Origin of the sequence: Paraburkholderia silvatlantica (assembly GCF_003096715.1) — a bacterium.
Classification (GTDB): domain Bacteria; phylum Pseudomonadota; class Gammaproteobacteria; order Burkholderiales; family Burkholderiaceae; genus Paraburkholderia; species Paraburkholderia silvatlantica.
The window spans coordinates 25,931-52,207 of record NZ_QEOL01000009.1 but is presented as its reverse complement, the minus strand read 5'-3'; the positions used below and the strand labels follow the sequence as shown (position 1 = coordinate 52,207).

The following is a 26,277-nucleotide window of genomic DNA, read 5'->3' as shown; positions in this document are numbered from 1 at the left end:
CTTGAGGCTCATGCCGCTTGCAGGGTTTCGCGCTGGGTCGCGAGATGCATGATGCGCTCCTGGGTCGCCTCGCTGGCGGAGAGTTCGCCAGTGATACGGCCTTCGCACATCACTACGATCCGGTCGCTCATGCGCAGGATTTCCGGAAGTTCCGACGAGATCATCACGATCGCCTTGCCTTGTTCGGCGAGCGCGCGCAACAGCTTGTAGATCTCGCTTTTCGCGCCGACGTCGATGCCGCGCGTGGGCTCGTCGAAGAAAAGCACGTCGCAGTCGCGCTCCAGCCACTTCGCAATGACGATCTTCTGCTGGTTGCCGCCCGAAAGCAGACGCACCGGCTGCGTCGCGGAAGGCGTGCGAATGGCGAGCAGACTGATGAAATGCGCCGCCGTCTTGCGGATCTGCATGCGGCGCAGGAACACGTTCAGCGAGAGGAATTTGCCGAGATTGGACATCACGATGTTCGATTCGACGTCCATACCTGTCGCGAGACCAAAGCGCTTGCGGTCCTCGGAGAGATACCCGATGCTGTGCGCGACCGCGTCGCTCGGCGTTTTGATCGATGCCTTCGCGCCTTTCACGAAGATGTCGCCGGATTCGACCGGGTCCGCGCCGAACACGGCGCGCGCGACCTCGGTGCGGCCCGCGCCCATGAGTCCCGCAAAACCCAGTATTTCGCCCTTGCGCAACGTGAAGCTCACATCCCTCACGAGCGGGCCTGCGTTCAGATGCTTCACTTCGAGCGCGACTTCGCCCTGGTGCGCCGGACCCTGATACGGTGCGGCATCGGCGAGCGTTCTGCCGACCATCATGCCGATGATGGCCTGCACGCTCGTATCGGCGGCCGCGACGGTGGCGACGTACTCGCCATCGCGCAGCACGGTGACGCGGTCGGCAATCTGCTTGAGTTCATCCATCTTGTGCGAGATGTAGACGATCCCCACGCCTCGTTCTTTCAACTGGCGAATGATGCGGAAAAGCTCGGCGATTTCCGCGTCGTTGAGCGCGGAAGTCGGCTCGTCCATGATGAGCACGCGCGAATCGAACGACAGCGCCTTGGCGATTTCGACCATCTGCTGGCTTGCGACCGTGAGCGAGCCGACCACGGTGCGCGGGTCGAGCGGCACGTGCATGCGGGCGAGAATCGCGCGCGCCTGCGCATTGAGTTTGTCTTCGTCGAGAAAGAGCCAGAGACGCCCGCGCGGTTCGCGGCCGATGAACATGTTCTGCGCGACGGTCAAGTGATTCATCAGCTGGAGTTCCTGATGAATGATGCCGACGCCCACGGCCTGGGCCTCGCCCGGACTCGCGAACGCCACAGGCTGGCCATCGTAGAGAATGTCGCCCGAATCTCGCGTATAGACGCCAGCGAGAATCTTCATCAAGGTCGACTTGCCCGCGCCGTTCTCGCCCATCAGCGCGTGCACCTCGCCCGCCATGAGTTCGAATTGCACTTCGTGAAGCGCTCTCACGCCGGGAAAGCTCTTGCTCAGCTTGTTGACGGAAATGAGCGGCGTCATGGCGCTAATCCGCGAAGAAAAGCCAGACACATTACCGGAGCCTCCTGATTGCGTGCGCGGCGTGGCTTGCAGCGCTGCACGATAGTGGTTGAAGGACGGGCGTTGCTCGACGTAAGACCAGGGCTCGTTATGAATGTCAACAGGCCCTGGCGTGCTCACGGTGCAAAGAGATCCGGCCGTTCTTTCGCGGACCGGTGCAATTCCTCGATCACCTGGTCGAGATGGTCGTGCATCGCTTTTGCCGCCGCGTCGGCGCGGCCGGCGCGAATGGCCTCGAAAATCCGTTCGTGCTCGTCGAGCGTGTGCACGAGACGCTCGGGACTTGCCAGCAATTGCCTCGCGCGGTCCAGCGCGTTGCGCGACACCGCAACGATCTCTTTCACGCGCGGCAGCTTCACTGCGTCGAGCAGGATTTCATGAAACGCCAGATCGAGCTCATGAAACTCGAACCGCTGGCCATTACCGGCGATCTTGCGCTGCGCATCGAGATTGGCTGCCAGTGCGTCGATCGTGGCACTGTCCTTCATGCGCGCGACACCGCGCACCGTTTCGACTTCGAGCGCGCTGCGAATGAACAGATGCTGGCGAATATCGTCGAGCGCGATTGGTTTGACGCGCGTTCCGCGCTGCGGCAACACTTCGACGAGACCCGCATGCGCGAGCTTCGCCAGCGCAGCGGAAACCGGAAAGCGCGACACGCCCATACGTTCGCAGACCGCCATTTTGTCGATCATCATTCCGGGTTCCAGCGCGAGCGTCACAATCGCTTCTCTCAGTGCCTGCTCGACCGCGTCGGTCAGGCTGCGATGCTCGCCGCCCCTGATCTTTTGCAGTGCGACATAAGGATTGCCGGCGACACTCGCCACTTCAGATGAAGAGTTCACGGCGCGCTTGATTTTGTGAAGACATGCTAGCATGCTAGGTAGCAGATTCAGCGTTGTCAACGCGTGCAAACGCCTGGTTTTCCCTACCCGAAAGCCGTCCCTTCCAGAGGGAGTTCGAATGACCACGATCAGCAGTCTGTCCGTTCGCGATATCCGCTTTCCCACTTCGCGTTCGCTCGACGGTTCCGACGCCATGAATGCCGCGCCGGACTATTCCGCGACTTACGTCACGCTCGAAACCGATTCTCCAGACAAATTCGCGGGGCACGGCCTCACGTTCACCATCGGGCGCGGCAATGAAATCTGCGTAACGGCGGTCAACGCACTGGCGCCTCTCATCGTCGGCAAGCGGCTCGAAGACATTACCGCGAACATGGGCGCATTCTGGCGCGCATTCACTTCGGATAGCCAATTACGCTGGATCGGACCTGACAAAGGCGCGATTCATCTGGCTACGGCGGCAGTCGTGAATGCGGTATGGGACCTGTGGGCGAAATCGGTTGGCAAGCCCGTATGGAAACTGCTCGCGGACATGAGCCCCGAGGCACTCGTGCGCTGCCTGGATTTTCGCTACGTGACCGATGCGATTACGCCGTATGAAGCGTTGGCCATCCTGCACCGCCACGCGACGACCAAGGGTGCGCGCGAAGCGGAAATGCTCGCGCAGGGCTATCCCGCCTATACGACTTCGGCTGGTTGGCTGGGCTACGACGACGACAAGATCCGGCGCCTCGCGCGGGAGGGTGTGGCGCTGGGCTGGACGCATTTCAAGCAGAAGGTGGGCGGCAATCTCGACGAGGACGTGCGGCGCGCGCGCATTCTGCGCGAGGAAATCGGCGAGAATCTGAAGCTGATGATGGACGCCAACCAGGTGTGGGACGTGGACGAAGCGGTGGCGAACATGCGGCGGCTTGCGGAGTTCGATCCGTGGTGGATCGAGGAGCCGACGAGCCCCGACGATATTCTCGGCCATGCGGAGATTCGCCGGCGTTTGGGGTCGATTGGGGTTGCCACCGGCGAGCACTGTCACAATCGCGTGATGTTCAAGCAGTTGTTGCAGGCGCAGGCGATCGATTTTTGTCAGGTGGATGCCTGTCGGTTAGGTGGACTCAACGAAGTGATCGTCGTGCTGCTGATGGCAGCGAAGTTCGGTGTGCCGGTTTGCCCGCATGCGGGTGGCGTTGGGCTGTGCGAGTACGTGCAGCATATTTCGCTGTTCGATTATTTGTGCGTTTCGGCTTCGCTCGAGAATCGTGTGCTCGAGTATGTCGATCATTTGCATGAGCATTTTGTTGATCCTGTTGTCGTTCGTAATGGGCGGTATATGCCGCCTCAGAGGCCTGGGTATAGCATCGAGATGATTGCTGAATCGCTTGGTCGATATCATTTTCCTGGGGGGGAGGCCTGGAGGAGTTAGGGGTGGATTTTTTTTTTGCGGTTCCTCCGCGGGTTGGTTGTAGCTTGAATTCGCGTCGGGACGCGGGCGTTGCCCCTGTGCGGGGCGGCACCTACTTTCTTTGCGGCGGCAAAGAAAGTAGGCAAAGAAAGCCGCTCAAACCGCCAGTGCCAGCCACGGTTCACCTCGCGCCGCCCCAGCTAGTGGCTCCGGAGCGTCTGTCACCACTCGCCCACAAACGGAGTGACAAGGCGCTCATGCTTCCGGCGGCGCTGCGCGCCCCGAAGGGCATAACCCAAACCCCGAGTCCTGGCAGACAGATCGGTTTCCCTTGCAGGCCCGACCGCTGCGCGCGTAGCGAGCAGCGGGAACGGATGAGTGCTTTGTCACTAGCTTGAGTGGCGCGAGGTGACAGACGCTCCGGAGCCACTGGCGATCACGGCCAGAGGTGAACTGTGGCAGGCATTGGCGGTGTGAGCGGCTTTCTTTTGCCTACTTTTCTTTGCCGCTGCAAAGAAAAGTAGGTGCCGCCCCGCACAGGGGCAACGCCCGCGCCCCGACGCGAATTCAAGGAAATGCCAAAGCAGTCCAAACAGTCAGGCACCCAAACGCGCCAACGTTTACTCACTCTCAGGCAGCAACCCAAGCGCCGCCCCCAACGCCCTGCCGCGCTCACCGGCCATCAGCTCGGCCAGCAGTTCCGGCAACGGCTTGCCGCCCCAGTCCAGCGCACGCTTGAGCATATAAGGCACAGGACTATGCGGCTCATACCGCATGAGGTAGTCCGCCACGACAGCGAGCAACCGATACGCCTCATCGCGCGACTGAGGCGCGTCCAGTCTCCGCGGGCCAGCCTGCTCCTGCACCGCGCCAGCCGCAGCAGCCTGAACCGCTGCAGGTTCAGCCACCGCGTGTTCCGGAATCGTTGCGACCTCAACCATCGATATGTCCTCCCACTCGGGATGCGCCGTAAGCCAGTCGCGCAACACACTCTCCATGCGCTCCAGCGTCTCCAGCAGCACTCCAAACGACGGCGCCTCCGCACCGAGCCGCTGCGTGCACCACGCATCGAGTTTCACGATGGGCACGCGCGCCGCGCGCAGCGCCTGTAACTGGTCGCGCAACGCGGCAGGCTCCGCTGCATGCGCAGCCTGAGCCAACGCCTGCGCCACGCGTGCGGCCTCCTCGCGCTTCGCGGCCGGCACATCTTTGCGGTCCTTCAACGCAACAGCCTCGCGCTGCGCGCCCTGCCAACGCGCAAGCGTCAGCGCAGATCCGTCAGGCCCCGCGCACAACGCGATCCTGCCGCCGAGCAAGGTCGGATACTGCTGGGCAACCCACGCGAGCGGCGCGGCCCGAAAGCCCAGATCGCCATCGCGCGGCAACGGATGAATGTCGTCCCAATAGCGCGCACACAATTCGCTCAGCAAGACGAAGCTATCCGGCAAGGCAATACATCCATACCGATGCAGCCAGCTCTCGCCCAGCCATGCTGCGAGCGTCAAGTCCTTGCTGCGGCGCGCGAGGAGGTCCTCGCAGCCCGCTTCGACGGCAGCCCAGTCGGCGACCTTGAGCGCGGTTTGCCAGATGCCCGCAGGCAATGCCGGATCGTCCTCGCGCCGAGCCGCCTTGATCGCGTCGAAGGCGGCGTCGTGCAGGAGCGAGACGCCGGCCGGCGCGCCGCCCGGTATCGGTTGAACGAGTGCTTTGATGTCGAATGCCGGGTTCATCCGCGCCCTGCCTGTGTGTTCGACGGATACGGTCCATAGGTGACCGCAGGGGCGCCGTATGCGCTGTAGCCCGGCGCCGCGTACGGCAAGTCGGGCCACGCGAGCGCCGTTTTCGATGCGCCCGTCATCCCCACGCGCATGAACATGCGCGCCGTTTGCGTGCCGCCGTTGCGGTCGCGCACCGGCACGCTCAGCACCATGCGCGCGTTGCCCGTGCCCGTGCCGCTATCCAGACCATCGTCCGGCACCGCGTGCAGGCGCACGAGGCGCAATAGCGACCACGCGTCGTTCGCCGCCCATGTGGCCGCTTCGCCGTCGACCGAGAGCGTCGGCTGCAAAGCGTCCTGCATGGGCCGCCACGGGCCGTCTTTCGCCCAGCGCAGGCTCAGCGCGGCAGGCTGGCCCGGCGCCCAGCGCAGCGGCGTGCCAGCCGCGGCGGGCCAGGCAAGCGTCTGGCTGCCGCTCGCGAGCGACCATTGGATGACCTGGTCCGCACCGGCTTCGTCGGCGCGATCGATACGCCAATCCACCGCCACATCCACACCCACGAGCGCGCCGTCCGCGCCGCGCGCCACCAGCGCGTCGAGCCAGGGCTTCGCGCGCGCGAGCTTCGCCAGAAATTGCTGCGCGAGCGCTTGCGAGCCGCCGCTGGCCGCCGCGGCGCTCATGCCGCGTTGCGCGTCCGCGAGCTTCGCGTCGAGCAGCGCCACGAAGGCCGCCGTCTGGCGCAGGTCGGCGGCCTGCGCGTTCGCATCGGCTGAGAACGGGAAGCGGCCGGCCAGATAGCGCGCGAAATAGCTGCGCAACTGTTCGTAGGCCTCCCCGCCGGTGCCGATCTGCAGCCGGTAGCAGCGCTCGCGCGCGGACGATACGAGCCGAGCGCCCGCGCTCGCGACGATGTCGCCCGAGCCCGGCACGTCCACCTGCGCGAGCGAGGCGCCGCACGTGTCGAGGTCCATCTTGTCGAGTTGGTTGGAGATGATCGACGGCACCGCCACCAGCGCGCTCGCCGGGCTGCGGGCGCGGTATTGCGCGAGGTCCGCGAAGAGCGCCTTCCAGCGCGCCACGAGTCGCGCGTCCGCGGTGGAGAGCGGCGGATTCTGCGTAGTCAGCCAGTCGAGCGCGCTCGACGCGAGCGTGGCCGTATCCGCCACCGCACTCGACTGCGCGGCAAGGTAGGTTTGCAGCGCTTCAGGCGTGGCGGCGCCGAATGCGCGCATCGACCCGCCGGCGTTGCCGTTCCACGCCGAGAAGTCGCCGCGCAGCGGTCGAAACGGTTCGAGCGATTGCAGCTGCACGTCGGTCGAGCGCAGCACGTCGAGCGCGGCGTCGCTCACGCGCAGGGCGACCGCTTGCGCGAGATCGGCGCGGCCGAGCGAGTCGAACGCTTCCACGAGGTCGGTCGCGTTCTTGCGCAGGATGTCGAAGGATGCGCCCTGCGTCTGCGGCGTGTAGGCGACATTGCGCGCGCCTGCTGCCGGCGTCCCCGTCGTTGCCGCCGTTGCAACCGGTGCCGAAAGCGCGGCCACCATGCTGTGCACGGTCGCGTTACCCGCCGCGGCGAGCAGCGCGCCGCGCCACGCTTCGGGCGCCTGGGCGAGAAGACCGGCGGAGTATTGCTTGTAGGCCGGCAAGATCGCCAGCGCACGCTGCGCCGAGTCGGCATCCACACCGCGAATTTCGGCCGACGCGCTGCCCTCGCCCGCGACGAACGACTGCCCGAGCAGGGTGCGCAACGCGTCGCGCAGCGGCAGCAGGTCCGGCGCCAGTTGCAGTCCTGTGGTGGGTTTGGAGGCCAGCACGCCAGGCAGGTTGCCGCTTGCGAGCCAGCGCGCCGCAAACGCGCTTTGTTCGCTCTGTTCGTGCTCCAGCACGCTCGCCACGGGCGTCGCGCCGATCAGACGCAGCCCCTTTGCGGTGTCGAAGGTCGCCGTGAGTCCCGGCACGAGTTCCTGCCCGTGTGTACCCGCCCAGCCGTGGTCCGCGGTGTCGACCTGAGTCGCGAGCGTGTCGATGCGCGTGGCCAGCTCGGAGAGCGAAGCGGTGGTCGGCACGGCGCCGGGCGCCTTGAGATCGGCGAGCATGGCCTGGATTTGCGCGGCGTTCGTCGTGAGCGAGGAGTCCTGATAAATGTCGTCGAACCAGCGATCGAAGGTGTCCTCGAAGCACACGCTCGCCCGCGCCTGGGCGGCGCGCGCCTCGGCGCCGTCGAACGACAGCTCGCCGCCCTCGACCGCGGTCGCGCGCACGGCGTCGTCCAGCCCCGCGCGGTCGGCCACGAGATCGGGCGCAAAGCTCACGCCCACCGCGCCGCGCATGAGCTGGGCGAGCATGACGGTGTTGCCCGAATCGCGTTCCACCAGTTCGTTGTAGTTCGTGATCAGCCGCTCGGTCTGCGCCGCGTTCGTGACGAGCCGTGTGCCCCGCGTGTACTCGGGCAGGTCCTGGGGACGCCGCGCGGCGGCCGCGAGGCTCGCGTTGCCGCCCGGCCCGGTGGCGCCGTCGCAGTTCAGATCGGCGAGGCGGCCGAGGAGCCGCGCGCGCAACGGCGTGAACACGAGCCCGCTCAGCACGCGGTATTGCGCCTCGTCGAGCCGGCGGCGCAGGCCGAAATACGAAAGCGGCATGAACGGCGTGGCGAGCTGCCAGCGCGGCACCTTGACGAAGGCGTTCGCGGCGCTGCCCAGCGCGTTCGCCGCCGCCTTTTCGCTGCTGCTCGCGCCCGCTTCGTGCCAGGCGGCGCTCGCGAGCGCGAGCGCGTCGTAGCTGCCCGCGAGCGAGCGCGCATCGCTGCGCACGTGCCAGGTGGCGACGCCGAGACCCACGCACCAGCACACGCCCAGCGCGATCGCGGCGAACGTGGCAATACGGTACCGCCGCATGCGCAGCGCGAGCACGCGCGGAATGGCGAGGGCGAGTCCCTGCCCCGGCATCAGCACGTCGTGCCAGAGACGCGACGCGAAGGCCGGCGCCGCGCGCGCCTCGCTGCGCGCCGTATTCGTGATGGCGGGCTCCGCCCGCTCCTGCGCCTGAGGCATCGCACCCACGCACCAGATGCCGCGCATGAGCGGCGCGGTGCCGTCGGCGGCGCCGCGCAAGGTGGGCTCGATGTACTCGCGCAACGGCTCGCGCAGTGTGTCGAGGCGCTGCGGCAGCAGGAACACGTCGCCGTCCAGGGCGCCGTCGAGCGTGCCCATTTCCGTGACCGTCGCCGCGAGCGCCCGGCTCATGTCGGCGAAGGCTTCGTCCACCCACGCGGGTTCGAAGGCGCGCCGCGGCGCATACGGCGAGGCCCAGCCTAGCGGCGTTTCGATGCGCTCGCGGCGCAGGCGTGCCGCGAGCGCATCGAAGCCCGGCAGCGCATCGCAGCCCGTCACCACCACGTAGAGCGGCAGCATCTGGCCCAGTTGACGTTGCAGCGCGAGCACCGTGCGCGAGGCTTCGAGCGCCGCGTCGGTATCTCCGCGCGCGGTCCCGCTTTCGTCGACGAGCGCATCGAGCGCGATCACCCACACGAGCGCGTCGAGCGGCCGGCCCGGCCGGTTGCGCAGCAGGCCGCGCAGCAAACGCCCGCCGGTCGAGCCGCGCCTGCGCTCGGCGGCCGCACGCGCGCCGAGCGAGTCCCCGGGCTCCGCGATCAGAATGCCTTCGGCGTCGTGCCAGAGCCTGCCGAACCAGGACGGTTCGCCGACGGGCGAGAGCCGCCAGCCAAGCGCCAGCGCGTCGAGCGCCGCGGGTGCACCCGTGGCCAGCACGCGCGGCACCGAGTACGGATCGCGCACGCCCATCGCGTTGTGCGCCGTACGCATCATGGCGGAGAAGTTGCGCAGCGGCCTGCGTTCGTCGCGCCCGCGCACCCAGCGCACGACGAGCGCGGCCGCGAGCCCCACGATCAACAGCGCGATGAGGACAATCAGGACGACTATCAGTGTGGTCGTCATGGCCGTGCTCCGCTCGGCGTGGCGTCCTGGCTGTTCTCGCCGGCTTCGTCGGCGCCCTGCGCGCTCACCGTGACGATGCGCCGTGCCGCGAGCGCGAGCGTGTCGGGCGCCAGCGTGGAAACCGTCGGCACCGCGGGCATGTCCTGAGCTTGCGGCATGGCCTGAACATCGGCAGGCACAGTCGCCGGCCTCAATCTGCGCACCGTCCGTGCGTGCGGCAGCACCATGCCCGTTGTGCTCGTATGGCTCGCCTGCGCCGGACGCCCCTGCGCCATCGACACGGTTTCGAACTGTTCGAGCGACGGCCGCACGGGCGCCGTCGCGTAGAGCCACAGCAGTTGCGACACGCCGAGCAGCACCGCGAATCCGCCGCCCACGAACAGCGCGAGGCGGGCGCGGTCGGGAAACATCTGCGTGAGCGGACGTGTTTCGCGCGGCGCCAGCGCGGCGCGCTCGAGCGGCGCGCCGAGCCGGTCGGGTTCGGGGTCGCGCTGCATGGCGAACGCGAACAGCGCGTGGCGCAACTGGTCGTGACGCAAGGCGCCCGCCTCGCCGCGCAGGCGCCCTCGAAAGCCTAGCGTGAGGCAGGCGAGATAGACGTTGGCGAGATCGCGCTGCGCCGGATCGCGTTGCGCGAGCAAGGTTTCGATGGCGGCCGGAATGCGCTCGCCCGCCGCACGCGTGCCGAAAATGCGCGCTTCGAGCGGATACGTTTCCCACGCGCTCGCGCCGTTCCACGCCGAAAACAGCAGCAATTCGTCGAGCAGCGCGACATAGGCGTACTGTGCGGCGGCAATGTCCGCTTCGCCCGCCGCGCCGGTCCAGGCCATCGCGTCGCGCGCGAGCTTGCGTGTGGCGGACTGCAGCTGCGTGGCGAGCGCGTTGGCATCGCGCTGAGGATCCGCAAGCGTCTCGGCGCTCGCGGCGTTCGCCGCGCCGGCTGCATTCGCTGCCTGCGCGACCGCACGCAGGCGCACGTTCTCCGCGAACGCGAACGCCACGACGAACGCGCGCATGAGCGGCAGGCGCTCGTCGCTCTGGCCGCTGGCATCAAGCATGATCGGCTCCCGCCTGGCGTGCGCCGTCGTCGGCGTCCGTGGGCGTGAAGAGTTGCACGGCCCAGGGCGCGCGGCCCGGCACGGTCGTGCGGACCTCGATGCACAACGGCTGCGCTCGGTCGAACCACGCATCCTCCACGGCTACCGCGAAGAGCGTCGTGTCGTCGCCCGTCGCGTAGGCCGCACGCTCCTCGCGCGCGAGCCGCCGGCGCGCGAGGCCGCGCATCCGCTGGCGCGCGAGCGTGGGTACGTAGGGCCGCGACGCGACGACGGCATGATCGAGCCACACGCTAGCGTCGTGCTCGCCCGCGTCGGGCGGCATGCGCAACCCGATCACCAGTTCGCGCGCCACGTTGCCGCCGCTTTCGAACGGCGGCGCGATCCAGAAGCTGCCGCCCTCCTCGGTGAATGCACGCACGCGATACCCCTGGCGGATCGTCGCGAGCGCTTCGTCCGCCCATGCGAGCAGCGGATCGAACGACGCGAGTAGCGCCATGTAATCGAACGTCGCGAATGCGGGCACGCCACGCGCGGGACGCAGCGCCGCGAGCGCACCCGTCATGCCGGCGACGGCGCGATACAGTTCGGCGGGATGCGCGATGCCGGTGACGAGGGTCGCCTCCACTTCGGGCAGGCGGCTCCAGAGCGCGCAAAGCTGGCGCTCGATCTGGCCCGCGTCGTCGCGCTCTTCCGCCCGTTGCGCCGCCTGCAGACGCCCGGCCAGGAACACGCATTTTTCGCGCACGCGCAGCAGCAGCTGCATCACGCGTTGACCGAGCACCGAGTCGGCGCGCACGAACGGACAAGGCGGAGCATAGTCCGCGATCGCCACGCCACCGCCCTGCTGCCTCACGCGCATGAGCGGCAAGCGGTCGAATTCGTGACGCCCGAGATCCGTCATGAGATGCAGGCGCGGCGTCCACGTCGTGATCGAAGCCGGCTCGCCGCCCGAGACCAGATCGGGAACGTCCGGACTCTCGCGCTGCGTGTAGCGCCCGGCCTGCGGATCGAGCTGGCCGCCGCGATACAGCGGCGGCACCGCGAGATAGATCGTGACTTCCTCGTCCGGCGCGCTGAATGCGTGGCTCACGTCGATCTCCAGGACGGGATCGTGCGGCGTGTGGCGGATGGCGAGGCCGTCGGCCAGAATCGCCTCCAGCGCGCTGATGCGCACGAGACCCTGGGCGAGCCCCGCGGCGTCGTGCTCGAGCGTTAGTACGCCCCAGTAATGCGCCCGCGCGGCGCCCGCGAGCAAGGCGGCGTGCCCCGCCGCGTGCAGCGCCTGGGTCTGGAAATGCTGCGGCAGCAAGGGCATGCCGTCGAACCAGCAGACCGGATCGGGAAACGAAGTTCGCATGATGTGTTTGCTTTCTATTGCTAAACGTGTCGTCGTGCAGTGTTGCCGCGCCGTCGTATGACATCGTCGTATGACACCGTTGCGTCACACAGTTTCGTTACTCAATGCGCGGCCTGCACGCTCAGATCCTGGTCGCCGAGCAGCAGCAGCGCGTGAGCGGGCCCCCTGTCGAGCCTCACGCGGTGCGCGCCCGGTGTCTGGTAGTCGGCAAACACCACCACGCCCGCGCCCCGCTTGCCGCCAAACGGAAACGGCGCCGCCGCGATCTGCTGGCCCGGCACGACTTCGAACGACACCACCGCGATGTCCTCGGGATGATCGCGGCGCCATTGATCGCGCTGCGCGAACCACTTCGCCGAAGGCAGGCCGAGCAAGGCGTCGAGCAGTTGCCGATTGCGCACGAGCACGGCGTCCACGGCAATGGGCGTGTCCTGATTCGCTTGAGTGGAAACGGCAATGGCCAGGGTATCTACCTGTACCTTGGGCAGCGACGAACACGCCGAGAGCCCCTGCGCGAGCGCGAACGCCAGCGTGGCGGCGCGCCAGCCGTACGGCTTCGCTGCGCGCGAAGCGCCGGCGAATAACGTGGTGATCACTGCGCAATCCCCATTGTGTGCGTCGCCTCTTGTCTGCGATGCCTCCTGCCCGCGCGCAGGAGAATTCATGCTAGTTCGTATTTCTAATCAAGACGCATGTTTTGCCCTGCGCAAGCTGTTTCGCGCGTAGTCTACAAGCGCCCCACGCGACATTGCAATAACGATTTTTATCGATCAATTCAAAAAACAATCCGTAAATAAACTTGAAAGACAATGAGTCTATGCGCCGTAAATATACTTTGAAATTCCCCGTTTACTGTCCTAAAGTCGTGACCGTCTATCTTCACGACTTCACGACGCGCGCGACGAAGCACAAGTTGAAGAGCCGATCAGCGCGAACGCTTGACGCCGTGAATGCTCTCGTCTGACGAATCCGGGGCATGCTTTAGCTGTGTTTTTTCTGAAGGACCGGGAATGCACGTGGCAATCGTTTAATTACGTTTTGCGGGGCATTGTCGTCTTAAAGAAAACGCATCATGAAAAGGGCAGATTGACGACAAACGCGCATCTCTCCCGTTACACAATGCAATAGAAGAACGACCGCCACCGAGGTGACCATGGCCGACAGTACCCAGCACTGGTTCGAACGGAACCGACCGCCGCGTGTCCAGATCACGTACGACGTCGAAACGGGCAATGCCATCGAAAAGCGCGAGCTGCCGCTCGTCGTGGGCATTCTTGCCGACCTGTCCGGCAAGCCTGTCGAGCCGTTGCCGAAAATGACGGAGCGCCGCTTCGTCGACATCGACCGCGACAATTTCAACGACGTGATGAAGTCGATCGGGCCGCGCGTGACGCTGCAGGTCGACAACACGCTCGCCGCCGACGGCAGCAAGATCAACGTCGAGCTGAAATTCGAGCATATCGACGACTTCGATCCCGTGAGCATCGTTCAGCAGATCGGCCCGCTCAAACAGCTCTACGACGCGCGGCTGCGCCTGCGCGACCTCCTCACCAAGCTCGACGGCAACGACGAACTGGACAAGCTTCTCCAGGAAGTGGTGCACGACCCGAAGGGGTTGAGCGAGATCCGTTCGGCGCACCCGCAGGACACGCCGGCTGCGCAGCTGCCGCCGCCCGCGGGCGAGGCCCCTGCGCCCGCCAGCCCTTCCAGTGACACGCCGGCCAGCTAAGCTCAACGCGAGGAGACGATCATGTCCGACATTCAGGCCGCCGCGACCGCGCAGGCGGGTACGGTCACGCTGCTCGACCGCATCGTGCACGAAGGACGCATGGCGCAATACGAGGAGCAGCAACAGCACGCACGCGAGCTGCTCGCCGAGTTCGCGCTGCAGGTGCTCGACAAGAACATGACCATCAGCCGCGACACGGTGGCGATGATCAACGATCACATCCGCAAGATCGACGAGCTGATCAGCGAGCAGCTCAACGAGGTGCTGCACCATCCCGACATGCAGGCGCTGGAGTCGTCGTGGCGCGGGCTGCACTTTCTGGTGAAAGGCTCCGAAACGGGCACGCGCCTGAAACTGCGCCTCCTGAACGCTTCGAAGAAGGACCTGCAGAACGATCTCGAGAAAGCGATCGACGTCGACACGAGCGCGCTCTTCAAGAAGATTTACGAAGAGGAATACGGCACGTTCGGCGGATTTCCATTCAGCGTGCTGGTGGGCGACTACTACTTCACGCGCCAGACGCCCGACGTGAGCCTGCTCGAAAAGCTCGCCTCGGTCGCCGCCGCCGCGCACGCGCCGTTCATTTCTGCGGCGCACCCGCAGCTGTTCGACATGTCGAGTTTCACGGAGCTGGGCGTGCCGCGCGATCTCTCCAAGGTCTTTGAGACGATCGACATGGCCCGCTGGCGCGAATTCCGCAAGAGCGAAGACTCGCGCTATGTCGCGCTCACACTCCCGCACGTCCTGATGCGGCGTCCTTATCATCCGGACAGCAATCCGGTGGAGGGCATGAACTTTTTCGAAGATGTGGACGGTACCGACCACTCGAAGTATCTATGGGGCAACTCCGCCTACGCCCTCGCGCAGCGCATCACCAACGCGTTCGCGCAGTACAGCTGGTGCGCGGCGATTCGCGGCGTGGAAGGCGGCGGCGCGGTCGAACGCCTGCCGGACCATATCTTCCAGACGGCGTCGGGCGACAAGGCCATGAAGTGCCCCACGGAAGTGGCGATCACCGACCGCCGCGAAAAGGAGCTCGACTCGCTCGGCTTCATTGCGCTCGTGCACAAGAAAAACGAAGGGCTCGCGGTGTTCTTCGGCGGCCAGACCGCCTGCAAGCCGGCGCTCTACAACACGCCCGAGGCCACGGCGAACGCGCGCATTTCGGCCATGCTGCCGTATATCCTCGCGGCGTCGCGCTTTGCGCATTACATCAAGGCGATCATGCGCGACAAGGTCGGCAGTTTCATGACGCGCGAAAATGTGCGCAGCTATCTGAACACGTGGATTGCCGACTACGTGCTCGTCAACGACAACGCGCCGCAGGAAATCAAGGCCCAGTATCCGCTGCGCGAGGCGCGCGTGGACGTGACCGAGGTGCCGGGCAAACCCGGCGCGTACCGCGCGACGGTGTTTCTGAGGCCGCACTTCCAGCTCGAGGAACTCACTGCCTCGATCCGGCTCGTGGCGACGCTGCCGCCGCCGGCGGCCGCCTGATCCGCCCGCGGAAAAAAAGCGGTTTCGATGAAGAGACGACGGCCGGGCGGCGCATGAGCGCCCCTGGGTCCCTGAACGCGCCTGGCGCCGCGCACGCGGCCCGCGCGGTTCTTTACGGCTTCGGGAGCAGCAAACCATGGATTCGATCATTCTCGACCTGGGCAGCGACATCAAAGGCGAGTGCACGCTGGAAGGCTATACCGACAAGATCGAGCTGATGTCGTACAGCCACAACGTGGCGATGCAGGTCACCAATGACGTCAGCAACTCGGAGCGCACCTCGGGCAAGCCCCATCTCGGCGAATTCACCGTGACGAAGTTCGTCGACGTCGCCACGCCCACGCTCAACGAGTATTGCTGCTCCGGCAAGGCCATTGCGAGCGCGACCGTCGTGGTGGGCCGCAACGCCGCCGAAAGCGACGGCAAGATCATGCCGTTCATCACCTATACGCTGAACAATGTCGTGCTGAGCAACGTGAGCGTGTCGGGCGGCGCGGGTGGCAAGCCCGTGGAAACGCTCTCGATGAACTTCACGAAGATCAAGTGGGAACTGACCGCGCAGAAGGACGACGCCACCAAGGAAGGCACGGCGGCCACCACGTGGGACCTGGCCGCGAACAAGGTCGTGAAGGCGGCCTAGCGCGCAGCGCCTGTGGCGAACGCCCGCGCCTTTATCGCCGTCGCGCCGATGCCGCTCTTCGAGCGGCTGGCCGACGACGCGCCCTTCGATGCGCATGAGTCCATCGACGAGCTGGCCGCGCGCACGCTCGACGCGGCCGGCTTGCGCGCGTCCGTGCGCTCGGAGTTGCTGCGCCTTCTCAACACGCGCCGCGGGACGCCACGCATGCCGCGCACGCCGGACGTCCTGCTTTACGGCCTGCCCGACTGGAGCGGGCAAAGCGCCGCGCGCGCGGAAGACCGGGCGGTGATCGAGCGCGAAGTGGCTGAGGCCATCCGCGCGTTCGAGCCGCGCCTTCGCGAGCCGCGCGTGAAGATCGAACCGGACGCTGCCGCACCATGGCGCCTGTGCCTGCGCATTCGGGGAACGCTGCGGGGCAGCGACGGCGTGGAGCACGTCGTCACCTACGTCGCCGGGCAGGACGGCGAAACGCAGTCCATCGGGATCGTCGATGAACGACTCGCTTGATGCGCAATTGCTCGACTACTACCAGCGCGAGCTGACTTATCTGCGCCGCGCGAGCGAAGGCTTTGCGCAGCGCTATCCGAAGATCGCCCGCCGGCTCGAACTCGGCCCCGGCGAGAGCGCCGATCCGAACGTCGAGCGGCTGATCGAAAGCTTCGCGGTGCTGACCGCCCGCATCCAGCGCACGCTCGACGACGAATACACCACGCTCACGGACGGCCTGCTCGAACAGTTCTATCCCTACGCGTCGCGGCCCGTGCCCTCCATGACGATCGTGCAGTTCGAGCCGGACCCCACGCAAGGCAGCATCGCGGCGGGGTATCGCGTGCCGCGCGACACGCCCCTCATGCACGTGGACGCGAGCGGCGCGACTATCCACTGGCGCACCAGCAGCGACGTCACGCTCTGGCCGATCACCCTCGCCGCAGCCCAGCTGCTCGACGCCGAGGAAGCCCAGGCGCTCACCGGCAATGCGTCGCTGCAAGCTGCGCTGCGGCTCACGCTGCAGGGCAGCGGGCCGCACAAGCTGGGCGCGCTGCCGGTCGAGCGCTTGCGTGTGCGCCTCGCGGGGTCGCCCGTCACCTCCGCCGCGCTCTACGATCTGCTCGGCGCGCACAGCGCCGCCGCCTGGCTGCAGATGCCCGAGGGTACGCTGCACGCGCAACGCGGACTGCCCTCCCCGGTTGGCTTCGACGAGCAGGACGCGCTCCTGCCGCTCGAAGACGGCGCGCATCCGGCCTGCCGTCTGCTGGTCGAGTACTTTGCATTTCCCGAAAAGTTCGCGTTCTTCGATCTGCCGTTCAAACCGCCTGCCGATGCGCTCGACAGCCTCGATCTCGTGATCGGCTTCACGGCGGCTCCGCGCGGACGCTTCACGTTGCATAGGGACGATATCCAGCTTGGCTGCGCTCCCGCACTCAATTTGTTCGCGCGCACCTCCGAACCGTTGCGGCCCGACGGCACGGCGCGCGAAATGCGCGTGAGTCCCGACGCGCATCGTGAATCGGGCACGGAGATCTACGCCGTGCGCAACGTGCGCGCCGTGGCGGGCCGCACGGTGACGGACGTGCCGCCCTGGTACGGCTCGATGCACGGCGCGGATTCGGCTGTGTACTGGCACGCGCGGCGCGTGAGCGGGCTGCATGCGTCGCGTCCCGGCAGCGACATCATGCTCACGTTCGTCGATACGCGCTTCAATCCCGCCGCGCCCGCGGCGCGCACGCTCACTGCGGACCTCTTGTGCACCAACCGTCATCTGGCCCACCGGCTCGCACCGGGCGCCGCGCTATCGTTCGAAGTGCCGGGCCCGGTGGCAAGCGTGCGCATTGCGCATCGGCCCACGCCGCAGATCGTGGCCGCGCTCGACGGCACGTCGCGCTGGCGCCTCGTCTCGCAACTCGTGCTCAATCACACGTCGATCGTGGAAGGGCCGCAGGCGCTACCGTCGTTGCGCGAAATGCTCATGCTCCACAATCTCGGCGCACATGCCCCCTCGCAGCGCCAGATCGCGGGACTCGCAGCGGTGTCGAGCGAACCGCTCGTCGCGCATGTCGGGGCGGACCGCTGGCGCGGCTGGCGCAATGGACTCGGCGTGCGGATCGAACTCGACGAAGCGAGTTTCGTGGGCGCGAGCACCGTGCTCTTTTCCGGCGTGCTTGCGCAATTCTTCTCGCTCTATGCGAGCGTCAACCGTTTCGTACAGACCTCGCTCGTGCGCGACGGTCGGGAGATCCGCACATGGCGGCCGACGATGGGCAGCCCCCTCGTTCTCTGACGCAGCGGCTGTTCGACGAACCGCACGCGTTCGAATTCACCCAGGCCGTGCGCCTGCTCGAGTTGTTGCAGCCGCATGCGCAGCCGCTCGGCACCGGGCTCGACCCAAGCCAGGAAGCGCTCGCGTTGAGCGGCAATCTTTCTCCCGCGTTTCCGGCGAGCGCGCTCGGGCCATTGCGGCGCGGCTTGCCGCGCTCGCTCGCGTTTGCGCCTGAGGCTGGCGAGGAACCATCCGCACCATCCGCACCATCCGCACCATCCGCACATGCGGGACCGCCCCAGCTCCAGGTCAACGCGTTCGCGCTGGGCGGCCCGAACGGCCCGCTGCCCGGTGCCTGGCAAGAATGGCTGCAGGACCGTCTGCGCCGCAAGGACCGCTCGGCGGCGGCGTTTCTCGATATCTTCCAGCATCGGCTGCTGGCACTGCTCTATCGTGCCCAGCGCAAGTACCGCAGCGCCGAGCCGCTGCCCGCCACCGCGCAGCGCTCGGCCGACGTCGTGCTGCGCGCGCTGACTGGCAACGCCTCGCTGAGTTCGCTCGCCTGGCACGAGCGGGCGGCGCGGGAAGCGGCAGCACCGCCGGAGCCGCTCGATATACGCGCCGTACTGGCGCGCACAGGCCTCTTCGCGAACCGCCGGCGTTCGCTCGCGGGTTTCGACGTCATGGTGCTCCATCATTTCCGCGTCCACGTGCGCTCCACGCCGTTCGCGGGCGGCTGGCGCACGCTGCCCCCGGCGAGCCGCACGGCGATCGGCTCCGGCGGGCGCAACCGGCGGCTCGGCCAGGATGCCGTCGCGGGCACGAGGATCTGGGACGAACACCAGGGCATCCGCGTGCGCCTCGGGCCGCTCAGGCGCGAACAGTACGAAGCCTTCCTGCCTGGCGCGCCCGCCCACGAAGCGCTGCAAACGCTCGCCGCCGAGTGGTTCGGCGCCGAACTCAGGGTGCATCTCGAACTGCAGCTCGGCGCGGGCGAACTGCCGCGTGCACGCCTCTCGCGGCATGCGCCGCTGAGGCTAGGCTGGACCGCCTGGGCCGGCGCGGCCGAATCGGCGCCCGCGCGCCTCACGTGCCTCGCGCCCGACGACATTCAGGGGCGTACCGGGCCGTGACGCTCGATCTCAAGACGCTCGTCGCGCGCCTCGAGCGCGAACCGCGCGAAGCCCTCGAACGCGCCGCGCAGCAGTGCCTGCGCGAAACGCATTTCGTGGTCGAGATCGAGCACTGGCTGCTCGCGCTCGCCGAACCCGAGGGCGGCGATTTAGCGTGCGTGCTGCCGCACTTCGGCGTGGACCGCGCCGCGCTCGGCGCCGAGATCCGCATCGCTATCGCACGCTTCAAGCGCGGCAACACGGGCATGCCGTCGTTCTCGCCCGACCTGCTCGTGTGGCTCCAGGACGCGCTCGTGCAGTCCACCGTCGTGCTCCAGCAGCCGCGCGTGCTCGCGGCGACGCTGCTCATCGCCCTGCTGGAAAACGACGCACTGCGCGCGCGCGCCGTGCATGCGGCACCCACGCTGCAGCGCGTGGCGAGCGCCGCGCTGCGCGCCAACTTCGCCGTCTGGCTCGCGCCCATCGAAGCGGCGGCGCCGCTCGCGTCGACACCGCCGGGCGCCCCGCTCGAAGCGGCCATGAACGACGACGCGAGCATGCCCGCGCTGACCGGTGCCCTGGCGCCCGCCGCTCCGTCGGCCGCCGTGCTCGACCAATACACGCTCGACCTCACCGCCGAAGCGCGGGCCGGCCGCATCGACCCGATCATCGGACGCAATGCGGAGATCCGCCAGATGCTCGACATCCTGTTGCGGCGGCGGCAGAACAACCCCTTGCTCGTTGGCGCGCCAGGTGTGGGCAAAACAGCCGTGGTCGAAGGACTCGCGCTGCGCATCGCGGCCGGCGACGTGCCGCCGCCGCTTGCCGAGGTCTCGCTGCGCATGCTCGACCTCGCGTTGCTGCAGGCGGGCGCGGGCCTGAAAGGCGAGTTCGAGCGCCGCCTGCGCGCGGTGATCGACGAGGCGCGGCACTCGCCCCGGCCCGTGGTGCTCTTCATCGACGAGGCCCATACGATGATCGGCGCGGGCGGCACGGAAGGCGGCAGCGACGCCGCGAACCTGCTCAAGCCCGCCCTTGCGCGCGGCGAACTGCGCACGATCGCCGCCACGACATGGCTCGAATACAAAAAGTACTTCGAACGCGACCCCGCGCTCGCGCGGCGCTTCCAGCTCGTGCAGATCGAAGCGCCCGACGAGCCCACGGCCATCGCCATGCTGCGCGCGCTGGCGCAAAAGTTCGAGGCGCATCACAACGTGACGATCCTCGACGCCGCCATCGTCGATGCGGTGAAACTCTCGCACCGGTACATCTCCGCGCGCCAGTTGCCCGACAAGGCGATCGCCGTGCTCGACACCGCGTGCGCGCGCGTGGCGCTCGCGCAGCACGACACGCCGCCGCAACTGGAAGCGGCCAGGCACCGGCAGCGCGCGCTCGACGACGAACTGCTGCGCCTGCGCACGGAAACGGTGCTCGGCGCGAACCACACGCAGCGCCTCGCCGCGCTCGAAGCCGAACATGCGCACAACGCCGCGCTCGTCGAGACGCTGGAAGCACGCTGGCGTGACGAGGCCGCTGCCGTGCGCGAGATTCTCGCGGTACGCGCGCGCCTGACCGCCCTCGACACAGCGCTTCGCGACAGCGACGGCCAGCAGGAACCGCCAGACAGCACAGACGCGAGCGAGACCAACGAGGCGGCCGACCCGCGCGAAGACCTCGCCGCCGAACTGGCGCGCCTCGAAAGCGGGCTCGAAGCGATTCGCGACGACGACCCCATGGTCCCGGTTTGCGTGGACTCGAAAGCCATCGCCGCCGTGATCGCGAGCTGGACCGGCATTCCGGTGGGCAAGATGCTCGCCGACGAAGCCCACGCCGTGCGTACGCTCAAGGGCCGTCTCGCGCAGCGCATCGTGGGGCAAGACGCGGCGCTCGAGCGCATCGCCATGCGCATCCAGGCGTGGCGCGCGGGACTTGCCGACCCGCTGCGCCCGGTAGGCGTGTTCCTGCTCGTGGGGCCGACGGGCGTGGGCAAGACCGAGACGGCCTACGCGCTTGCGGATGCGCTCTACGGCGGCGAGCGCAATCTCATCGTGATCGACCTCGCCGCGTATCAGGAAGCGCACGCCGTCTCGCAGCTGCGCGGCGCGCCGCCGGGCTACGTGGGCTATGCGAGCGGCGGCCAGCTCACCGAGGCCGTGCGCAGGCGCCCATATAGCGTCGTGCTGCTCGACGAAATCGAAAAAGCACATGTCGACGTGCTCGAAGCGTTCTACAACGTCTTCGACAAGGGCGTGATGGAAGACGGCACCGGCCTCGTGGTGGATTTTCGCAACACGGTGATCCTCGCCACCAGCAATGTCGGCGCCGAGCTGTTGCTCAATACGCCCGCCGCCACGATTGCCACCGACGCCTTCGCGCGGCGGCTCCACGAAGAACTGCTGCACGCGTTTCGCCCGGCGTTTCTCGCACGCATGACCGCCGTGCCTTATGCCGCGCTCGACGATGCGGTGCTGCGCACCATCATCGAAAAGAAGCTCGAGCAGCTACGCATGCGCTACCGCGACGCCACGGGCAAGCAGTTCGCTTTCGACAGCAGGATCATCGACGCCGTGCTCGCGCGCTGCCGTGCCGCGGGCGGTGCGCGCGAGATCGACAACGTGCTCATGAACGAACTAGTCGGCACGCTCGCGCAGTGGGCACTCGAATGACGATGCACGGGCCTCGCCAGGCCGTTTAACTCAACCCGATCCCCGCGATGAACCGCCCCATTTCCGCCGACACCGATGCGCGCATCAGCCTCACCGGCAGCGCGTTCAGCACGCTCTTTCCCGCCCGCTTCGATGCGCGCGAGGCGCTGGACGCTCCCACCACGCTGACGCTCCACGCTCACGGCGGATTGCCGCCGCCGGCGCCCTCGGGCATGACGGGCAGCCATGCAACGCTCTCGCTCGCGTGGGGCGAGTCGCCGCGCCTCATCGACGCCGTCTGCACGCGTGCCGCGCAGTTGCCCTCGACGATAGACGCCAGCCACTTCACCCTGGAACTGCGTTCATGGTTGTGGCTGCTCACGCTCTCGCGAAACAACCGCATATTTCAGGGCAAAAACGCGCAGGAGATCATACAGGCCGTATTCGGGGGGCACGGCTTGACGGACTATTCCTTCTCCGTCACGGGCACGGCCGCTGCACGCGAATGGTGCGTGCAGTACGCCGAGTCCGACTTCGCGTTCGTGAGCCGCCTGTGTGAAGAGGAAGGCTGGTTCTATTTCTTCCGCCACGATACGGGCAGCCATACGCTCGTCATCGCCGACAGCAACGACGCCTTCACGCCCCTGCCCGGCGACGCGACACTGCACTACACAGGCGGCACGGCCGGCACGCGCGAATCGACGCAGATTGTCCATTGCGAGGTCGTCGAAGAGACGGCCAGCGGTCTCTTCTCGCACACCGACTACGCGTGGGAGACGCCGGCCGCACAACTCTATTCGCAGGCACAGGCGGCATCGAACGGACACAGCGTCTACGAGTATCCGGGGCGCTACGCCACCAGCAGCGATGGCTCCACGCTCTCCAAGCACCGCGTGGACGCGCTGCGTACGCCCGCACGGACCCTCATTGGCGAAAGCGATTGCCGCGCGCTCGCGCCAGGCTGCCGCTTTACGCTGGCCGATCACGAATCCAGCGACGCCAACGTCGAATGGGTCGTGCGCAGCGTGATTCACGAAGCCGATCACAACCACTATCGCAACCGCTTCGAAGCGTTCCCGTTTGCGACGGCCTGGCGCCCCGCGCGCACGACGCCGCGCCCCTTCATGCCTACGCAGACCGCCACGGTAGTCGGCAAGAGCGGCGAGGAATTGTGGACCGATCAGTATGGCCGCGTGAAGGTCCAGTTTCACTGGGACCGCGACGGCCAGAACGACGAACAGAGTTCGTGCTGGATTCGCGTGGCGCAGCCCTGGGCGAGCAAGCGCTTTGGCATGCAGTTCATGCCGCGCGTGGGCGACGAAGTCGTGGTGACCTTCATCGACGGCGACCCGGACCGGCCGCTCATCACGGGCAGCGTGTATAACGGCGCGAACCTGCCGCCCTATACGCTGCCCGACAACCAGACGCAGTCCGGCATCAAGACGAATACCTCCAAAGGCGGCAACGGCTTCAACGAACTCCGCTTCGAAGACAAGCAGGACAGCGAAGCAATCTTCCTGCAGGCGCAAAAGGACCTGAACGCCAGGGTGATCAACGACGCCACGTGGACCATAGACCACAACGAAACGAGCACGATCAAGAACGACCGCGCGCATACGATCAAGGAAGGCAACGATACGCTCACGGTCGAACAGGGCAACCGCACCACGACGGTCAAGACGGGCGACGAAACTGTCGACATCAAAGGCGCACGCATCGTGAAAGCCGGCGGCAACGAGACGCGCACGGTGGGCGGCAACCTCGAACAGACGGTGACGGGCAACATGACGCTCACCGTGGACGGCAACCTCACCATCAAGGTGAGCGGCACGCTGACGCTGCAAAGCACGGGCAACCTCACAGCGAAGAGCGATGCATCGCTCACGAATCAGGCCGGTGTGTCGCTCACCAATCAGGCCGGGACGTCGCTGACCAACAAGTCGGACGGCACGCTCTCGAACGAAGCGCAAAGCGTGACGAACAAGGGCGCCGTACAGCAAACGGTGGACGGCGGCGGCATGCTGGTGGTCAAGGGCGGCATTGTGAAGATCAACTGAGGCGAGCATGGAGACGATTCAGCCTGTCACGATACAACGCGACGACACGCGCATCGAGGGCGCGACGCTGGGCGGCGCGCTGCACGGCCCCGTGCGCATCGAGTCGGAAGGACGCCCCGTTGCGACGATGCGTTACGCGAATGGCGCGCTCAGCGGCCCGGCCACTTATTTCTATCCGGAGGGTAACCCCTCGGCGCAGGTGCAGTATGCGAACGGAAAGCTCGACGACAAGGCGCGCTTCTACTTCCCCGATGGAACGGTCCAGCGCGAGACGCACTACGCGCACGGCGTGCTGCACGGCGTTTCGCGCACGTGGCTGGCCGACGGCACGCTGCTCGAAGAAGCGCACTACCGCAACGGCAAACTGCATGGTGTCTTGCAGCGCTTCCATCCGAATGGCTGCCTGGCGCTGCGGCAACCGTTCAGCGCGGGCAAGCCGCTCGAAGCGGCGCAACGCTATACGGACGATCGCCGCCCGATAGCGGCGGACGGCAAGCCGCTGCCGCGCTGGAAGCAATGGTGGCAATCGCTCGCTAATCCGTCTTCGGTCTGATTCTGCCGCGGGCAACGCATAAGGAGGGACACCATGACCAGTCCGCAAGTTTGCGCCGGCGCCACGCTGCAATGCTCGTTTGGCGGCGCGCCGGGCACGCTGAACGTTCTACCCCTCAATCGCGTGCTCGTGAGCGGTGTGCCCGCTGCGACGATTGCCGATTCGATTCCCATCGCCAATATCACGCCGTTCGCGCTGTGCCAGAGCCCGGCGAACCCAACGGTGATTGCCGCGACCGCAGCGGCACTGGGGGTGTTCACGCCCATGCCCTGCGTTCCGGCTACACCGTCGCCGTGGATTCCGGGCGGCGCGCCAACCGTGACGCTGGGTGCGATGCCGACGCTGGATGCTCAGGCTACCCTCGTTTGCATTTGGGGCGGCGTGATCAAGGTGGTGCAGCCGGGGCAGGTGTCTACGCTTGTTCCGTAGGCATCGTTCTTCGACGTGCCGCGCGGGAGGCGCGTTGCGCGACGCGAAATCTCGATGTTTCTGACCAGCTCGAATGGAGGCTAATCATGCCAGGCAAGGCCGTAACCGATGACCAGATGACGCTGCTCAATACCGGCGATGACATCATCGCAACCGCAAAGCAGCTTCTGCCTTTTGGGAGTGGCAATCAGCAGGCCGCCGACCAGATGTTCCCGCTTGGGGAAAATCGGGTCCTCACGGGGCTCGCCTACAGCTTCTATAACCACGCAAAACCGAGGCACACCGCTCTCGCCGCAGTAACGGCGGGCGCCGGAAACTGCGACCACTTCGGAGCGATAGCGTATGTCATGTGCAGAGAACGACTGCCGGCTCAGTTCCGCGTGGCGTGGGTGACCGGGCCCGGCCACAGCTTTGCGATTGTGGGAAAGTCCGGGTGGAACATCGGTCAATGTGTGGCGGTGGACCCATGGCCCATTCAAGCCCAGGCCGTGCTGTTTGAAGATCACTTCATGAGTGGGTCGACCCTCAACCACCTTGCCGAAAAGGATTGCAAAGGCCAGGCCTTCAATTCGGCAAAATATCAGGCATTCGTCGGTGCGGTGCGGGTTCAAAGAAATGCGATTGAACAATCAAACTGGACAAATAACGTTCCCCCGTCCGGGCATACTTACGACCATCAATATTGCACGGCGAACGGCAGCTATATGAATTACTACGTTCCAATGGATGTCAGCTGAGCGTTGGCGCTGAAAGGCGGTCGCGTCCTGCGCGGCTTGTTCTGATTGGTGAGCGAGTATCGAATTACCGCGAAAAGTCCCGCGACGCGGTGACTTTTTTCGGCGGCACGCGCGGATCGCAGGCTTCCCGCCAGCGCCGGCATTCCGTAGCTTGACGCCAAAGCCCCGAATGTGCGCCACCGCACGTTCTCGCGCGACACTTGCGTACGTCGTTGCGCTTGCCCGTCTACTCTGCAGCAACCGGCTTTCACTTCGCACTCTCGCCCGCCAGGAGGCGTTCATTCCATGCATGAGTCAAGCGATATTGTCCGCGCGTTTATCGAGGAAGTCCTGAATCAAGGGCAGATCGACGCCGCAGGCCAGTTTTTCTGGGAGGACATGGTCGAGCAGGTGCCGTTCCCCGGCCAGGGCCCGGGTGTCGAGGGCCTTAAGGATGTCGTGCGAGGGATGCGAGCCGCGTTCCCTGACATGCATTGGCGCGTCGAGGAACAACTCACAGAAGGCGACCGCGTGCTGACCCGCTTCGAGTGGACAGGCACGCACAGGGGAACGTTCCTGGGCGTGGACGCAACGGGGCGCTCCGTCAAGGTATGGGGCATGGTCGTCGACCGCTTTCAGGATGCCAGGATCAAGGAAACCCGCCTCATCATGGATACGCTTGGGCTGATGATCCAGCTAGGCGCGGTTCGTCCACCGGGCCAGTGAAACCGCGAGAACCGGGTTGGTCCTGCGACC

General features: G+C 66.4%; 20 protein-coding genes. 13 read left to right on the top strand and 7 right to left on the bottom strand.

The genetic code is table 11. From position 1 onward, the window contains the following. Positions 1-8: 8 nt before the first annotated feature. On the bottom strand, positions 9-1,520 hold the full coding sequence (locus C7411_RS14160) for a sugar ABC transporter ATP-binding protein (RefSeq protein WP_110384910.1): 1,512 nt from the start codon (positions 1,518-1,520) through the stop codon (positions 9-11). A 155-nt stretch (positions 1,521-1,675) separates the two neighbouring features. Beyond that, positions 1,676-2,437, bottom strand: a complete 762-nt coding sequence (locus C7411_RS14155; RefSeq protein ID WP_110384909.1) for a GntR family transcriptional regulator — start codon at positions 2,435-2,437, stop codon at positions 1,676-1,678. Between the two features lie 85 nt (positions 2,438-2,522). Here C7411_RS14155 and C7411_RS14150 point away from each other — a divergent pair, with 85 nt between their 5' ends. Continuing rightward, positions 2,523-3,821 carry an L-fuconate dehydratase gene (locus tag C7411_RS14150; RefSeq protein WP_110384908.1) on the top strand — a complete coding sequence of 433 codons (1,299 nt, stop codon included), beginning with the start codon at positions 2,523-2,525 and terminating at the stop codon, positions 3,819-3,821. 599 nt (positions 3,822-4,420) lie between these two features. On the opposite strand, the gene tssA is transcribed toward C7411_RS14150, so the two are convergent. The 5 genes from tssA to C7411_RS14125 form a co-directional block, all read right to left on the bottom strand. Then, positions 4,421-5,530 (bottom strand): type VI secretion system protein TssA, encoded by a 1,110-nt coding sequence (gene tssA / locus C7411_RS14145; RefSeq protein WP_110384907.1) that lies wholly within the window; start codon positions 5,528-5,530, stop codon positions 4,421-4,423. Next, on the bottom strand, positions 5,527-9,471 hold the full coding sequence (locus C7411_RS14140) for a type VI secretion system protein (protein ID WP_110384906.1): 3,945 nt from the start codon (positions 9,469-9,471) through the stop codon (positions 5,527-5,529). The genes tssA and C7411_RS14140 overlap by 4 nt, the downstream gene beginning before the upstream one ends. Next, positions 9,468-10,529: a DotU family type IV/VI secretion system protein gene (locus tag C7411_RS14135; protein WP_165822805.1), complete on the bottom strand. Its 1,062-nt coding sequence runs from the start codon at positions 10,527-10,529 to the stop codon at positions 9,468-9,470. Before C7411_RS14135 ends, C7411_RS14140 begins: the two co-directional genes overlap by 4 nt. Further along, entirely contained in the window at positions 10,522-11,886 is a 1,365-nt protein-coding gene (gene tssK / locus C7411_RS14130) for a type VI secretion system baseplate subunit TssK (protein WP_110384904.1), read from the bottom strand. Before tssK ends, C7411_RS14135 begins: the two co-directional genes overlap by 8 nt. 101 nt (positions 11,887-11,987) lie before the next feature. Further along, entirely contained in the window at positions 11,988-12,482 is a 495-nt protein-coding gene (locus C7411_RS14125; RefSeq protein ID WP_110384903.1) for a type VI secretion protein, read from the bottom strand. Between the two features lie 557 nt (positions 12,483-13,039). Here C7411_RS14125 and tssB point away from each other — a divergent pair. From tssB to C7411_RS14065, 12 genes are all read left to right on the top strand, one after another. Then, positions 13,040-13,615: a type VI secretion system contractile sheath small subunit gene (gene tssB, locus C7411_RS14120; protein ID WP_110384902.1), complete on the top strand. Its 576-nt coding sequence runs from the start codon at positions 13,040-13,042 to the stop codon at positions 13,613-13,615. Positions 13,616-13,636: 21 nt separating this feature from the next. Continuing rightward, positions 13,637-15,112 carry a type VI secretion system contractile sheath large subunit gene (tssC, locus tag C7411_RS14115; RefSeq protein ID WP_110384901.1) on the top strand — a complete coding sequence of 492 codons (1,476 nt, stop codon included), beginning with the start codon at positions 13,637-13,639 and terminating at the stop codon, positions 15,110-15,112. Between the two features lie 136 nt (positions 15,113-15,248). Beyond that, positions 15,249-15,752 carry an Hcp family type VI secretion system effector gene (locus C7411_RS14110; protein ID WP_110384900.1) on the top strand — a complete coding sequence of 168 codons (504 nt, stop codon included), beginning with the start codon at positions 15,249-15,251 and terminating at the stop codon, positions 15,750-15,752. Positions 15,753-15,764: 12 nt separating this feature from the next. Beyond that, a complete protein-coding gene (tssE, locus tag C7411_RS14105; RefSeq protein WP_110384899.1) occupies positions 15,765-16,259 on the top strand; it encodes a type VI secretion system baseplate subunit TssE in 495 nt (164 codons plus the stop codon). Next, positions 16,243-18,030, top strand: a complete 1,788-nt coding sequence (tssF, locus tag C7411_RS14100; protein WP_110384898.1) for a type VI secretion system baseplate subunit TssF — start codon at positions 16,243-16,245, stop codon at positions 18,028-18,030. The genes tssE and tssF overlap by 17 nt, the downstream gene beginning before the upstream one ends. Next, positions 17,994-19,142: a type VI secretion system baseplate subunit TssG gene (gene tssG, locus C7411_RS14095; RefSeq protein ID WP_110384897.1), complete on the top strand. Its 1,149-nt coding sequence runs from the start codon at positions 17,994-17,996 to the stop codon at positions 19,140-19,142. The genes tssF and tssG overlap by 37 nt, the downstream gene beginning before the upstream one ends. Beyond that, positions 19,139-21,787, top strand: coding sequence for a type VI secretion system ATPase TssH (gene tssH, locus C7411_RS14090; protein WP_110384896.1), 2,649 nt, complete (start codon positions 19,139-19,141; stop codon positions 21,785-21,787). The genes tssG and tssH overlap by 4 nt, the downstream gene beginning before the upstream one ends. A 47-nt stretch (positions 21,788-21,834) precedes the next feature. Continuing rightward, complete coding sequence (locus C7411_RS14085) at positions 21,835-23,823, top strand: type VI secretion system Vgr family protein (RefSeq protein ID WP_110384895.1); 1,989 nt, start codon at positions 21,835-21,837, stop codon at positions 23,821-23,823. 7 nt (positions 23,824-23,830) lie between these two features. After that, positions 23,831-24,376 carry a toxin-antitoxin system YwqK family antitoxin gene (locus C7411_RS14080; protein ID WP_110384894.1) on the top strand — a complete coding sequence of 182 codons (546 nt, stop codon included), beginning with the start codon at positions 23,831-23,833 and terminating at the stop codon, positions 24,374-24,376. A gap of 33 nt (positions 24,377-24,409) precedes the next feature. Next, entirely contained in the window at positions 24,410-24,805 is a 396-nt protein-coding gene (locus C7411_RS14075) for a DUF4280 domain-containing protein (RefSeq protein WP_110384893.1), read from the top strand. Between the two features lie 86 nt (positions 24,806-24,891). Continuing rightward, positions 24,892-25,542, top strand: coding sequence for a transglutaminase-like domain-containing protein (locus C7411_RS14070; RefSeq protein ID WP_110384892.1), 651 nt, complete (start codon positions 24,892-24,894; stop codon positions 25,540-25,542). 285 nt (positions 25,543-25,827) lie between these two features. Continuing rightward, positions 25,828-26,247 carry an ester cyclase gene (locus C7411_RS14065; protein ID WP_110384891.1) on the top strand — a complete coding sequence of 140 codons (420 nt, stop codon included), beginning with the start codon at positions 25,828-25,830 and terminating at the stop codon, positions 26,245-26,247. The last annotated feature ends 30 nt before the right edge of the window (positions 26,248-26,277 follow it).